This window comes from Herminiimonas arsenitoxidans, from assembly GCF_900130075.1.
Taxonomy (GTDB): domain Bacteria; phylum Pseudomonadota; class Gammaproteobacteria; order Burkholderiales; family Burkholderiaceae_D; genus Oxalicibacterium; species Oxalicibacterium arsenitoxidans.
This window is the reverse complement of record NZ_LT671418.1, coordinates 1,350,067-1,362,625: the sequence shown is the minus strand read 5'-3', so window position 1 is coordinate 1,362,625 and position 12,559 is coordinate 1,350,067. Positions and strand designations below refer to the sequence as shown.

Annotated in this window: 12 protein-coding genes; 7 read left to right on the top strand and 5 right to left on the bottom strand. The window is 50.0% G+C overall.

The features are described 5' to 3' along the window. The first annotated feature begins 2 nt into the window (after positions 1-2). From BQ6873_RS06385 to BQ6873_RS06375, 3 genes are all read left to right on the top strand, one after another. Entirely contained in the window at positions 3-1,556 is a 1,554-nt protein-coding gene (locus BQ6873_RS06385) for a DHA2 family efflux MFS transporter permease subunit (RefSeq protein WP_076591901.1), read from the top strand. 42 nt (positions 1,557-1,598) lie between these two features. Then, positions 1,599-2,759, top strand: a complete 1,161-nt coding sequence (gene earP / locus BQ6873_RS06380; RefSeq protein WP_076591900.1) for an elongation factor P maturation arginine rhamnosyltransferase EarP — start codon at positions 1,599-1,601, stop codon at positions 2,757-2,759. Positions 2,760-2,885: 126 nt separating this feature from the next. Continuing rightward, positions 2,886-3,461, top strand: a complete 576-nt coding sequence (locus BQ6873_RS06375; protein WP_076591899.1) for an elongation factor P — start codon at positions 2,886-2,888, stop codon at positions 3,459-3,461. Positions 3,462-3,533: 72 nt separating this feature from the next. Here the strand turns inward: BQ6873_RS06375 and BQ6873_RS06370 are convergent, their stop codons facing one another. Next, complete coding sequence (locus BQ6873_RS06370; RefSeq protein WP_076591898.1) at positions 3,534-4,532, bottom strand: M48 family metallopeptidase; 999 nt, start codon at positions 4,530-4,532, stop codon at positions 3,534-3,536. 15 nt (positions 4,533-4,547) lie between these two features. Continuing rightward, the gene (locus BQ6873_RS06365) at positions 4,548-5,642 is read right to left on the bottom strand and encodes a YjgN family protein (protein WP_083664404.1); all 1,095 of its coding nucleotides are present in this window, start codon (positions 5,640-5,642) and stop codon (positions 4,548-4,550) included. Between the two features lie 509 nt (positions 5,643-6,151). Between BQ6873_RS06365 and BQ6873_RS06360 the strand changes: the two genes are divergently transcribed. Both BQ6873_RS06360 and purU read left to right on the top strand, forming a co-directional pair. After that, positions 6,152-6,697, top strand: a complete 546-nt coding sequence (locus BQ6873_RS06360) for a bactofilin family protein (RefSeq protein WP_076591896.1) — start codon at positions 6,152-6,154, stop codon at positions 6,695-6,697. 163 nt (positions 6,698-6,860) lie between these two features. Further along, positions 6,861-7,730, top strand: coding sequence for a formyltetrahydrofolate deformylase (gene purU, locus BQ6873_RS06355; protein WP_076591895.1), 870 nt, complete (start codon positions 6,861-6,863; stop codon positions 7,728-7,730). Between the two features lie 85 nt (positions 7,731-7,815). Here the strand turns inward: purU and BQ6873_RS06350 are convergent, their stop codons facing one another. Genes BQ6873_RS06350 through yjgA form a run of 3 tightly spaced genes read right to left on the bottom strand, consistent with a single transcriptional unit; the run spans position 7,816 to position 9,696 of the window. After that, a complete protein-coding gene (locus BQ6873_RS06350; RefSeq protein ID WP_076591894.1) occupies positions 7,816-8,478 on the bottom strand; it encodes an alpha/beta hydrolase in 663 nt (220 codons plus the stop codon). Positions 8,479-8,513: 35 nt separating this feature from the next. After that, the gene (mog, locus tag BQ6873_RS06345) at positions 8,514-9,128 is read right to left on the bottom strand and encodes a molybdopterin adenylyltransferase (protein WP_076591893.1); all 615 of its coding nucleotides are present in this window, start codon (positions 9,126-9,128) and stop codon (positions 8,514-8,516) included. Next, positions 9,112-9,696, bottom strand: a complete 585-nt coding sequence (gene yjgA, locus BQ6873_RS06340; protein ID WP_076591892.1) for a ribosome biogenesis factor YjgA — start codon at positions 9,694-9,696, stop codon at positions 9,112-9,114. Before yjgA ends, mog begins: the two co-directional genes overlap by 17 nt. 86 nt (positions 9,697-9,782) lie before the next feature. On the opposite strand from yjgA, the gene pmbA reads away from it, so the two are divergent. Both pmbA and BQ6873_RS06330 read left to right on the top strand, forming a co-directional pair. Next, positions 9,783-11,147, top strand: coding sequence for a metalloprotease PmbA (gene pmbA / locus BQ6873_RS06335; RefSeq protein ID WP_076591891.1), 1,365 nt, complete (start codon positions 9,783-9,785; stop codon positions 11,145-11,147). Between the two features lie 179 nt (positions 11,148-11,326). Further along, positions 11,327-12,406, top strand: a complete 1,080-nt coding sequence (locus tag BQ6873_RS06330) for a TRAP transporter substrate-binding protein (protein ID WP_076591890.1) — start codon at positions 11,327-11,329, stop codon at positions 12,404-12,406. Positions 12,407-12,559: the final 153 nt, after the last annotated feature.

Here is a 12,559-nt window from a genome sequence, read left to right as displayed (position 1 = left end):
CCATGAGCGCTACTCCTCGCGCTGCGTTGCCGCCACTGAGCGGCACGCCACTTATCATAGGCACCCTGGCTTTGTCGCTGGCGGTGTTCATGAACGTGCTCGATTCGTCGATTGCGAACGTCTCGATCCCAGCGATCTCAGGTGATCTGGGTGTCTCGCCGCAACAAGGTACTTGGGTCATTACTTCGTTCTCGGTTGCGAATGCGATTTCGGTGCCGCTGACAGGTTGGCTGACGCAACGTATCGGTCAGGTGCGCCTGTTCATCAGTTCCATCTTGTTGTTTGTGCTGGCTTCCTGCCTGTGTGGCTTTGCGCCTAGCATTGAAATTTTGATTGCTGCGCGTGTCTTGCAGGGTGCGGTGGCGGGGCCGATGATTCCGTTGTCGCAAGCCTTGCTGCTTTCCAGTTATCCGCCCGCGAAGAGCGGGATGGCGCTAGCGTTCTGGGGTATGACGACGCTGGTGGCGCCGATTATGGGGCCGCTGTTGGGCGGCTGGATATCGGACAACTACACATGGCCGTGGATCTTCTACATTAATATTCCTATCGGTATTTTTGCTGCATGGGCAACGTGGTCTATCTATCGCGAACGTGAATCGAAAACATACAAACTGCCGATCGACAAAGTCGGTCTGGTCTTACTCGTGTTGTGGGTAGGTTCCTTGCAATTGATGCTGGATAAGGGCAAGGAACTGGACTGGTTCCATTCTGGCGAAATCATTATTCTTGCTTCGGTTGCGGTGGTGTCTTTCATCTATTTCATTATTTGGGAAATCGGTGAAGAGCATCCGGTGGTGGATTTATCCTTGTTCCAGGGCCGCAACTTTAGCGGTGGTGTGATTGCGATTTCGGTGGCCTACGGCTTGTTCTTCGGTAGCTTGGTAATTCTGCCTTTGTGGTTGCAAACGCAGATCGGTTACACCGCGACGGAGGCAGGCAAGGTGATGGCGCCGGTTGGTATTTTTGCGATTATCTTGTCGCCTATCGTTGGTAAGTTATTGCCAAAAATCGATGCGCGCTGGGTGGCGACGACGGCCTTTTTGATTTTCTCGGTGGTGTTTTTCATGCGGGCACAGTTCACGCAAGATGTGGACATGATGACCTTGATGATTCCTACCGTGATTCAAGGCGCGGCGATGGCGATGTTCTTTATCCCGTTGACGTCCATCATTCTGTCCGGTCAATCACCAGACAAGATTCCGGCAGCAGCAGGTTTGTCTAACTTCGTGCGTATTATGTTTGGCGGTATCGGTACTTCTGTGATGTCGACGATGTGGGATAACCGCACGATTCTGCATCATGCGCAGTTGGCTGAATATACCGGCGTACATAATCCTGCCTTTACACAAGCCGTGAGTACCTTGATGGCACGTGGAATGTCGGAGCAGGCTGCATGGGCGGTGATAGATAGGCAGATGACGGTGCAAGCCAGTACCTTGGCGGCAACTGATTTGTTCTGGATGTCCGGCATCATGTTCCTGTGCCTGATCGGTTTTATCTGGATTACCAAGCGCAGCAAAGCAGCTGGTGGGGCGGATGCAGCAGGCGCGCATTGATACTTCGTTTATCATGCGTGAATTAAATTTCTGACTGTTTGCATGAGCTTTCCACAAACCTTGCATTTGTTTTGCCGGGTCGTCGATAACTACGGCGACATCGGTATCTGCTGGCGCTTCGCGCGACAACTGCAACAAGAGCACGGCATTGCCGTGACCTTGTGGGTAGATGATTTGTCTAGCTTTCAGCGCATCTGCCCAGACGTTGTCCTCAACGTAGAAGAGCAGCAGGTCGCTGATGTGACGGTACGGCATTGGCGCAATCAAGACGGCGTGTTTGCTGCCAGCGATATTGCCGATATCGTCATTGAGTTTTTCGCCTGCGATATCCCGCCGGGCTATATTGCTGCGATGGCAGAGTGCAATCCGCGTCCAGTGTGGCTGAACCTGGAAGGTTTGACTGCGGAAGAATGGGTCGAGGGTTGCCATACTTTGCCTTCGCCACATCCACGCTTGTCTTTGACTAAACATTTCTTCTTCCCTGGTTTCACCAGCAAGACAGGTGGTTTGCTGCGCGAGTCGTCTTTGGAAAAAGAACGTCAGCAATTCCAATCCGATCAGGCGGCGATGGCGGCGTTTCTTGCGCAATTTGGTGTGACGTCAGTAGAAATGGCGTCGACCAAGGTGTCCTTGTTTTGTTATCCGCACGCGCCAGTCTCGGCATTATTCGATGTATGGCAGAGTGGTGGCACGGGGATTACTTGCTTGGTGCCGGAAGGCGTTGCCAGCGAGGCAGTTCAGACATTTCTTGGGACGGATGCCAAGGCGGGAGCCGTACTTACACGTGGCGCGCTTACTGTACGCGTATTGCCCTTTGTGCCTCAACCGGATTACGACAAGCTTTTATGGGCTTGCGATCTCAATTTTGTGCGTGGTGAGGATTCCTGGGTGCGTGCGCAGTGGGCAGGCAAGCCCTTCATCTGGCATATCTATCCGCAAGATGAAAACTTGCATCACAAGAAACTACGTGCATTTTTGCAGCGCTATGCCGTCGATATTGAAAGCTTGATTGACCTTGCTTTGGTCTGGAATGGCATAAGTACGGAGGGTGCCAATACGTCAGCGGATTGGTCCGCGCTATGGTCGTCATTTCAGACGGATATGTCTAAAATTGCGAGCAGAACCACTGAATGGCAGCAGGAAATGCTGAAAAACGGGGATATGACGAGTAATTTGATACAGTTCGCTCGTACGCTACGCTAAGAATATGCCAAGAAGACGGTATAATATCGGGCTAATTTATACCGAATTCGATCAAACGTGAGCTTGTGGCGCTTTAAGCCAAGAGGCGACAGTTGATTTTTATGCAACCCACTTTTTACGTACACTATGAAACCTGCAAAAGAAATTCGCGTTGGTAATATCATTATGATCGATAGCAAGCCTATGATCGTATTGCGCTCCGATGTTAACGGTTCGAGCCGCACTGGCTTTACCTACAAATGGAAGATGAAAAATCTTCTGACGAACAGCCCGCAAGAAAACGTCATGCGCGGTGACGACAAGTTTGACGTCGTTGTTCTCGATAAAAAGCCTGTGACTTATTCCTATTTCGCTGATCCATTGTTCGTGTTCATGGACGAAGAATACAATCAGTTCGAAATCGAAGAAGAAAACCTGGGTGATGCACTGCATTACCTGAAAGACGGCATGGAATGCGAAGCGGTTTTCTATGACGGCAAAGCAATTTCTGTCGAATTGCCAACTACCGTTGCTCGTCAGATCGTTTACTCCGAGCCAGCAGTCAAGGGCAATACTTCCGGTAACGTGTTGAAAGAAGCACGCATTGAAAACGCAGTTGAAGCATATCAACACACTGTTCAAGTGCCGTTGTTTGTCAGCAGCGATGACATCATTGAAATCGACACCCGTACCAACGAGTACAAAAAAGTGGTTCGTAACTAAATCACTTGAAATGAAAAAAGCTGCCGATCTGGCAGCTTTTTTTTCGTCCTCATATTTCTCAGTGCTTACAGATTACTGTGCGCTCTGTATGTGCTCTATCCGCTCCGTGGTTGATGGATGTGTGGATAAGTAAGGCGAGGATGGTTCGCTGGTTTTACTCTTCAGTTTTTCAAAGCCATCTGCCATGTGCGAGAGGGCAATGCCATTCGCCTTCATCATGGCGATCGCATAATCATCTGCCTCACGTTCCGCATCACGCGAATACTTCATATCCAGCAGCAGCGTTGGAATATTCGCCACTATCGCGGAGGCATCGCCAAAGATGACCGTTGCCAATACACCGATGGCAGAGCTTTGCACCAGGCGTCGCATCAGGTGACGTTCGTGTAAATGTCCAAGCTCATGCGCCAGTATTCCCATGATTTGCGCATCGTCATTCATTAACTTCACCAATTCATCGGTCAAAATAATTTGTCCTGACGGCAGTGCAAATGCGTTCGGACCGATCTCGCTTTTGCGAAAAATGATCGTGTAATCCGGTACACCTTCCTTGGGTGGTATGAGTCGCTTGAATTGCTCTGTAATCGCTTGCTGTCGCGCGATCGGTAACTGGCTGGGCGAGAGTATGCGTTTGTCGAGAAAGTCCAGCATACCGCCGCCTATGGAGCGTTCGACTTTTTCCGGCAAGGCTTTGGCTATGACTTCGGCGGCAAGCGGCAATGCATATAAATAACCGAAGGTAAGCACGACCAGCGTGGCGAGAACGGCAATGATCGTCCCGCGCCAACTTTGCTGCATACGTACGACCAGAGAGTCTTGATGGCCGGTATCGGCAAGCAAGGAGTCGAATGTATGTGCGTCATTGATCTCCAGATAAGCGTCGTCCGGAAAGGTGACTTTACGACTGGTATTACGTGCACGTTCGGATACGCGTAAATCGCTGATGGCGCAATGACGCTCGACATCGCCGGCGAGTGTAGCAATCCCCGCATCTACTGACAAGGTCACGTGATGTGCGCGTGACGTTTTGCCGTCGTAATAGAGTGCGGGAATCTGCGTGATGGCGCTCATTGCAGGCAATGCCGATTACAGCGACAAATCAAAGTCGAGTAAATCAGTAAGGCCTTCACCAGTTGCTGATACTTGCTCTTTCGTTGCTGCGATGAAATTTTCCAGGCTGCCATCAGGAATGAGCGACATCGATTCCACGCGATACTTCATCGCACGTATCTGTGCGAACGGCAAAAACAGACCAAGCGTACAGATGATGCCGATGATGTTGGTAATGACGATAAAGGCCATCCGGCCCCATTTCATATCGCTTTGGAAGCGATGTTGACTGAGCTGCGTATTGTTCCAGATCAGGTTTTGGATCAATGCAGAAAAAATCGGAGAAAGTACAAGCGTCCATACATAAAGTGCGAGTATGAGGATGACCGCAATTCCCATACCGACATTAGCCGCATCGTCACGATCCATGCCATCGGCAGTAATGAGTGCAAACAGTGAACTACCGATTGTGAGCAAGACGACGATGATGCCAGCCAACCAGATGGCAAAGACCAATAGATAGGCTTTGTAAAATTTACCAACTGGGCCGGTAAAAGAGAAATGGCTGGTGCCAAATCGGCTTTCTTCATGCTGGAATTTCTTCATGCGTTGATGTGTAAACGGCGCAAGTATGAAGGCCGTGAGCATGGTCAGGATAGGTAACAGCAAATATACCCTGTATACGTGTTTCAACTGGCCGCGGAAGCCGAAGCGGATACCACGATAGCTGGAGTTATACAGTTTGAATTGCAGGCTTTTCCATATCAGCCACGGAGCAACCAGCATCATCACAAGAACGCTTGATAAGCCAATGATGTCCGACATCTCAAATGCCAGGTTGTAAATCACGATCAGGAGGACAGCAATAATGCGTCCCTTCAGGATTGCTACCGGATTGCCATGGTATTCAAAACTCGATCCGGCGACGCTGCTGCTGTTATAGAAGTAATTGGTTCTGCGCACCTTGGCCCAGGCGGAATAAATGCCAAGTGTGAGTATGGAAAACAGTAGATTGACGATCCAGATACGGAAGTATTCACCGCCTGTCCCACTGAATGAAAAACGTATCGCTGCATTGGATGGTTGAGGATTGCCCTCTGGCATTTCCTGGAAGGCCTGTGTGTCAGTCATGTTCTCTCCCTGAGAATTTATTTTTATTGGTCAGCACTAGATTACTTGTTGAGGGGTAATTGTCAAGCGTAGTGCGATTTTGAGTATGGACTGCGTATGTAACGCTTGTGTGACAGGCCGAGCTGTTTGTAAAGATAGCTTTTATTGAGACGTGTTTTTTTGAAGGGTGTAATTTTTTCACCATCGTGTAAATATTTTATGCGTCATGAGGTGACGTATTTTTTATGTCGATGCGTATTTCTTTTGCTATGTGATGAGGAAATTTATCTGCCTAAAATTTAAGCAGATAAATTTTTTAATAAAAATGTAACAAATGTGAACTTTAAAAACGACTGACACACCAACCGGTGGTTATGCGACGTAGTGGGCATTGCTCATTTACAAGTTGTATTTCCAGAGCGCAAAACAGAGTTGCCGCAACGTCGTTACGCGCGATGGTCTGCTGACGCTGCAAGCGTATTCACTCAATTTTTATTACGTCATTGCGACAATTATTTTCAGGAGATTTCATGCTTCGATCTGACACGCTTTTTGGCAAGCGAGAATCCAATACGCCAAACCCACCGCTGAGCACCGCTAACTCATCATCTTCTATGTCAAATTCAAGCACGTCCGGTTCCGCTTTTAATAAACCATCTTCTTCTGTTGGTGGTTTCAATACACCAAGCCAAGCGCCAGCAGCCAGCATCAATGAAGTGGGCAGCAAGCTGATTGTTGGCCCGAACATTAAACTGAAGGGCGTTGAGATCACCGATTGCGACACCTTGGTGGTAGAAGGTTTTGTTGAAGCAACGATGGATTCGCGCGTGATCCAGATTGCCAAGGATGGATCGTTCAAAGGTTCAGCCGGCATCGATATCGCCGAGATTCATGGCACCTTCGATGGTGAACTGACTGTGCGCCAGAAACTGGTGATTTATGCATCCGGCAGAGTCTCCGGCAAAATCCGTTACGGCAATGTCGTAATCGAAGAAGGCGGACAACTTGCAGGTGATGTGCAAGTCGGCGGTACGATGACGCCACCTAAAGGATTAGCGGTAGCAAAAAGCGTTTAATCCTCAACGGTAATCCTGATGCCTGTTGTCGGCACCTGCATGGGTGCTGACAATGGGCTGTTGCCGTTCGATTTCCATCCAGTTTTTGTCTCTGATAGTAAGCCGTGCGACAATGCATGGCCTCGCTTGATGCTCAAGCGCTTCCTTAGTCAGTCGGACCACTATCATGCATCCGGAATACATCCTTAATTTATCTTGCCTGGATCAACGCGGCATTGTTCAACGCGTCTCGGGTTTCCTCGCCGAACACGGTTGCAACATCATTGAGTCGGCGCAGTTTGGCGATGCACAGTCCAAGCTTTTTTTCATGCGTGTGTATTTTTCTGCAGAAGAAAAATCGCTGAGCGATGAAACCTTGCGCAGTAATTTTTCCGCGCTGGCCGATACGATGCAGATGAACTGGCAATTACACGATGCACAGAAAAAGCCGCGTGTGATGCTGATGGTTTCCAAGATCGGTCATTGCCTGAACGATTTGCTGTTCCGCTACAAAAGCGGTCTGCTGCCGGTAGAAATTCCAGCCATCGTTTCCAATCACACTGATTTTTATCAATTGGCTGCGAGCTACAACATTCCCTTCCATCATTTGCCATTGGCCGCCGGTGCGCCGGAATCAGCCAAGCGTGCGCAAGAAGAGCGTGTATTGGAAATCGCCAAGGGCGCAGAGATCGATCTGGTCGTGCTGGCGCGTTACATGCAAATTCTGTCGCCCGAAATGTGCAAAGCCTTGCAGGGACGCGCGATCAATATTCATCACTCCTTCCTGCCTAGCTTCAAAGGTGCGAAGCCTTACTATCAGGCGCATGAACGTGGCGTGAAACTGATAGGCGCTACTGCACACTTCGTGACGGGCGATCTGGATGAAGGTCCTATCATTGAGCAAGACGTAGAGCGTGTCGATCATGCGATGAATCCAGCTACCTTGACGGCTATTGGTCGTGATGTGGAGTGCGTGGTGTTGGCGCGTGCGGTCAAATACTTTGTCGAGCATCGCATTTTGCTCAACGGACACAAGACGGTGGTGTTTAAATAAATTTGCTACTGACGTCAGCTTAGGACAATAAAAAAGCACGCTTCAAGCGTGCTTTTTTATTTGTATCTCGACTTATTCAGTCGTATCAGTTCAATACGCGTTTGAGGAAGTTGGAGATGTCGTCAAGCTGCGGACCGCAGACCGAGTGCGGCATATTGTATTCATGCCACTCAACGTTGTAACCCAGTGCTTGCAACAGGCTGAGCGAGCGTTGTGCACGCGTGATAGGGATGACTTGATCACCGCGGCCATGGCCGTAATAGATAGGGATGTCTTTGTTGGCTGTACTGGCTTCAGCTTCGAGCGTGGTATCGATAGGTACATAACCAGACAGGCAGAGCAGGCCGCCGAGGCGTTCCGGATAGCGCAGGCCGACCTGGAAGGTCATTGCACAACCTTGCGAAAAACCAGCAATCAGAATTTTGTCAGCAGCAATGCCGCGTGCTTTTTCGCGCTCGATCAATTCGTTGATGGATACTTGTGATGCGCGCAAGCCTGCTTCGTCTTCTTCGCGACCAAATTCAGTAACGACGACGTCGTACCAAGCTGGCATTTCACGGAAGCCGTTGACGGTGACAGGAATTTCAGGCGCATGCGGGAAGACGAAACGGATGCCAGGGCAGCCGCTCAAATCCAATTCTCTGACGATAGGAACAAAGTCGTTGCCGTCGGCGCCTAGGCCATGCATCCAGATGATGGAAACGGTTGGGTTGGGTGCAGTTTCAATTTCGACGGTTTCTAAGGTCATGGTGTCTATGAGCGGATTGCTGGAGAGTGTAAAAATTATTTGGCAGGGCGAATGGCGTGCTTAGGACGCCAGGCTTTGCAGATGGCTTCGTTGGTTTCGATATACGGGCCGCCCATCAGGTCTATGCAGTAAGGCACTGCAGCGAAGATGCCGCCGACGATTTGCTTGCCGTCTGCATCTTTCAAACCTTCCAGGGTTTCCTTGATCGATTTTGGCTGGCCGGGCAGATTCATGATGAGCGCTGCATGACCTTCCGTTTCGCGAATCACCGTTACCTGACGCGACAGAATCGCAGTCGGTACGAAGTGCAGGCTGATCTGGCGCATTTGTTCGCCAAAGCCTGGCATCTCTTTGGTACCGACGGCAATGGTTGCTTCTGGTGTGACGTCGCGGCGAGCGGGGCCGGTACCACCAGTGGTGATAACCAGATCGCAGTGTTCCACATCAACCAACTCGATCAGCGCTTGTTCGATTGCGAACTGTTCATCTGGAATCAGACGAGTTTCCATCTGCCACTGGCTGGTCAGTGCCGAAGTAAACCATGTTTGCAAGGCTGGAATGCCTTGGTCTTCGTATACACCGCTAGAGGCACGGTCGGAAATCGACACCAGGCCGATTTTTAATTCGTCTGGATTAGTCTTCTTCGACATCGTCTTCTTCGTCCTTAGGTTGCTCAGCAGGTGCTTGCAATGATTTCAGAATCTGGAAAATTTCGCGATAAGCCTTAGGCGGCTTGTTTTCCGCTTGTTCTTTGCGCGCGTTACGAATCAAGGTGCGTAGTTGTTGCGCATCCAGGTGTGGATGATCTGCTAACAACTGCGTTAATACCTTGTCGTCGCTCAGCAATTTATCGCGCTTGCGTTCGATTGCGTGCAGGGAGGCTGTCTCGGACTTCGAGGCGCCTTTCCAGCTATCGAGCATTTTTTGTATGGCGGCGAGTTCGTGCTCTTCCAGCGTGCGCATCTTCTTGCCGACGTATTGCAGCTGACGACGACGGCCTTCATGATCCTTGATCAGCTGGCATTCGAGGATGGCATCGCGTACGTCTTCCGGCATAGGCACGCGTTTAACGCGGTCGCGCGGCTCTGCAATCAGCTCCGCTCCCAGTTTTTGCAGGGCGGTCATCTGGCGTTTGAGCTCGGATTTGGACGGGCGCTCGTACTCCTGTTCGAATTCGGTGGATTGGAACCCGCAGGAGCCTCGGTTAGGATTTGGCATGATCTGATTTGATAAGGCGTTAAGCCATTCTGTAAACGACTGCTATGATAACTGTTTTATAGGTATTTCCGAAGAAAACGACCCTCATGAGCGAATCAGTGTTTATACATAGTCAAGATCAATTAAAGCAACTTGCGCAGGATGTGTTGCGTTATGCGAAAGAAAAAGGCGCATCCAATGCGGCCGTAGAGATCAATGAGGGCAGCGGTTTGTCTGTTTCCGTGCGTAAAGGCGGCGTGGAAACGATAGAACAGAATAAGGACAAAGGCATGGGCGTCACGGTCTATCTGGGCGAAGAGCGCCATGTCCGTCGCGGTAATGCCAGTACTTCCGATTTTTCGCAGCAAGCCTTGAAGGATACGGTTGAGGCGGCGTACAACATTGCCCGTTTCACCGCAGAAGACGATTGTGCCGGTTTGCCGGACGAAGACATGCTGGAGCGTAATCCACGCGATTTGCAACTCTGCTATCCGTGGCTGATTTCGACCGAAGAAGCGGTTGAATTGGCGAAACGTGGCGAAGCGGCTGCGTTTGCTGTTGATAAACGCATAACCAATAGCGAAGGTGCCAGCGTCTACGCACAGCAATCGCACTTTGTTTCGGCCAACTCGCGCGGCTTTATCGGCGGTTATCCGTATTCGCGTCACACGATTTCTGTTGCGCCTATCGCTGGTAAAGGCAGCAATATGCAGCGTGACGATTGGTATACGTCTATGCGCGATCCGAAGAAACTGGCCAAGCCGGAAGCGGTTGGCATTTACGCAGCGCAGCGTGCATTGGCACGCTTGAACGCACGCAAGATCGATACACGCAAATGCCCAGTCTTGTTTGAGGCGCCACTCGCAGCTGGATTGCTGGGCGCATTCGTGCAGGCAGTCTCCGGTGGTGCCTTGTATCGTAAATCAACCTTCCTGCTGGATTCACTCGGCAAATCGGCTTTTGCCTCGCATGTGCAAATTACGGAAGACCCGCATGTGATAGGCGCGGTCGGTTCTTCGCCATTTGATGAGGAAGGTGTGAGAACTAGCCGTCGCGATGTCGTCAAAGACGGCGTGGTGCAAGGCTACTTCCTGTCGACTTATTCGGCGCGTAAATTGGGTATGCAAACCACAGGTAATGCAGGCGGTTCGCACAATCTTTCAATGACATCTTCGTTGACACAATCGACTGACGATTTCAAGGCGATGCTGAAGAAACTCGATACCGGTTTGCTGGTAACCGAATTGATGGGTCAGGGCGTGAATTATGTGACCGGCGATTACTCGCGCGGCGCATCCGGTTTCTGGGTCGAGAAGGGCGTGATCCAATATCCAGTGGAAGAAATCACGATCGCCGGCAACATGAAAGATATCTTCATGCAGGTCGTTGCGATTGGCGCAGATACTTTGGTGCGCGGAACCAAGCAAACGGGTTCGGTGTTGATTGAAAATATGGTGGTTGCTGGTGGTTAATACGACGTTTTCGTAGTATGGTTATGCCAGTTGTTTATAGCGTAAAGCATGAAGAATTTTTCTACTTCGAACAGCTTACGTCACACTTACAACTTGGTTTTTTTAATGAAATTTGAGTACTGATTTTATCGGTAAACAAATTTCAAACAGGTGTTGTCGTTAATCACTCAGGAGACAAAATGGAACGTCGTTCATTCCTTAAGAAAGCAGCAGTTGGTGCATCAGTAGGCGCGGTTGCCGTACCTTCTTTTGCACAAGCCAACCCAACAATCAACTGGCGTCTGGCATCCAGCTTCCCTAAATCGCTAGACACGATTTACGGCGCAGCTGATGTATTGACCAAACGTGTTGCCCAATTGACCGATGGCAAATTCAACATTCGTCCTTTTGCTGGCGGCGAAATCGTCCCGGCATTGCAAGTGATGGATGCAGTACAAGCCGGTACGGTTGAAATGGGCCATAGCGCGTCTTACTACTACTTTGGTAAAGATCCTACATTCGCATTCGACGGCGCTGTACCGTTCGGTCTGACATCGCGTCAGCAAACCGCTTGGTTCGACCAAGGTGGCGGTCGTCAATTGACCCGTGACTTCTTCAAGGACTACGGCATTGTCAACTTCCTGGGCGGTAATACCGGTACCCAGATGGGTGGCTGGTTCCGTAAAGAGATCAAAGAAGTTAAAGATCTGCAAGGCTTGAAAATGCGTATCGGCGGTTTCGCTGGTCGCGTGATGCAACGCCTCGGCTTGGTGCCACAACAGATCGCTGGTGGCGACATTTACCCAGCGCTGGAAAAAGGCACGATCGATGCAGCAGAATGGATCGGTCCTTACGATGATGAAAAGCTTGGCTTCAACAAAGTCGCGCCTTTCTACTACACACCAGGCTGGTGGGAACCAAGCTTGCAACTGTCGTTCTACATCGGCATCAAGGAATGGGAAAAACTGCCTAAGTCGTATCAGGCAGCTATCGAAGCCGCTTCGTACGAAGCTCACGTTGTCATGCAAGCGGAATACGATGCACGTAATCCAGCCGCATTGGCACGTTTGCTGAAGAACGGCGTCAAACTGCGTACTTTCTCCAAACCGATTATGGAAGCTTGCTACAAGGCAGCAACCGAAGTCATGGATGAAGAAGCAGCGAAAAATGCCAAGTTCAAGAAGATTTACGAACCGTGGAAACGTTTCCGTCAAGATGAGAACCAATGGTTCTCGGTTGCTGAAGCACCGATTCAGAACTTCATGATCGGCCGCAAGTAATCCTTGTTGTTCGATAAAAAACCCGTAGAGCTTGCTCTGCGGGTTTTTTATTGTCTGAACATTTGTGATGCTCATTTTTCTTGAGCGATAGAACATCACTTTTCTATAGACGAAAAAAATCCCGCATAAAGAATCATGCGGGATTGTCAGGGG

What these genes read in the sequence shown, in the direction of transcription:
- BQ6873_RS06385 (WP_076591901.1), top strand. Translation starts at nt 3, where the DNA reads ATGAGCGCTACTCCTCGCGCTGCGTTGCCGCCACTGAGCGGCACGCCA.
- earP (WP_076591900.1), top strand. Translation starts at nt 1,599, where the DNA reads ATGAGCTTTCCACAAACCTTGCATTTGTTTTGCCGGGTCGTCGATAAC.
- BQ6873_RS06375 (WP_076591899.1), top strand. Translation starts at nt 2,886, where the DNA reads ATGAAACCTGCAAAAGAAATTCGCGTTGGTAATATCATTATGATCGAT.
- BQ6873_RS06370 (WP_076591898.1), bottom strand. Translation starts at nt 4,532, where the DNA reads ATGAGCGCCATCACGCAGATTCCCGCACTCTATTACGACGGCAAAACG.
- BQ6873_RS06365 (WP_083664404.1), bottom strand. Translation starts at nt 5,642, where the DNA reads ATGACTGACACACAGGCCTTCCAGGAAATGCCAGAGGGCAATCCTCAA.
- BQ6873_RS06360 (WP_076591896.1), top strand. Translation starts at nt 6,152, where the DNA reads ATGCTTCGATCTGACACGCTTTTTGGCAAGCGAGAATCCAATACGCCA.
- BQ6873_RS06350 (WP_076591894.1), bottom strand. Translation starts at nt 8,478, where the DNA reads ATGACCTTAGAAACCGTCGAAATTGAAACTGCACCCAACCCAACCGTT.
- mog (WP_076591893.1), bottom strand. Translation starts at nt 9,128, where the DNA reads ATGTCGAAGAAGACTAATCCAGACGAATTAAAAATCGGCCTGGTGTCG.
- yjgA (WP_076591892.1), bottom strand. Translation starts at nt 9,696, where the DNA reads ATGCCAAATCCTAACCGAGGCTCCTGCGGGTTCCAATCCACCGAATTC.
- pmbA (WP_076591891.1), top strand. Translation starts at nt 9,783, where the DNA reads ATGAGCGAATCAGTGTTTATACATAGTCAAGATCAATTAAAGCAACTT.
- BQ6873_RS06330 (WP_076591890.1), top strand. Translation starts at nt 11,327, where the DNA reads ATGGAACGTCGTTCATTCCTTAAGAAAGCAGCAGTTGGTGCATCAGTA.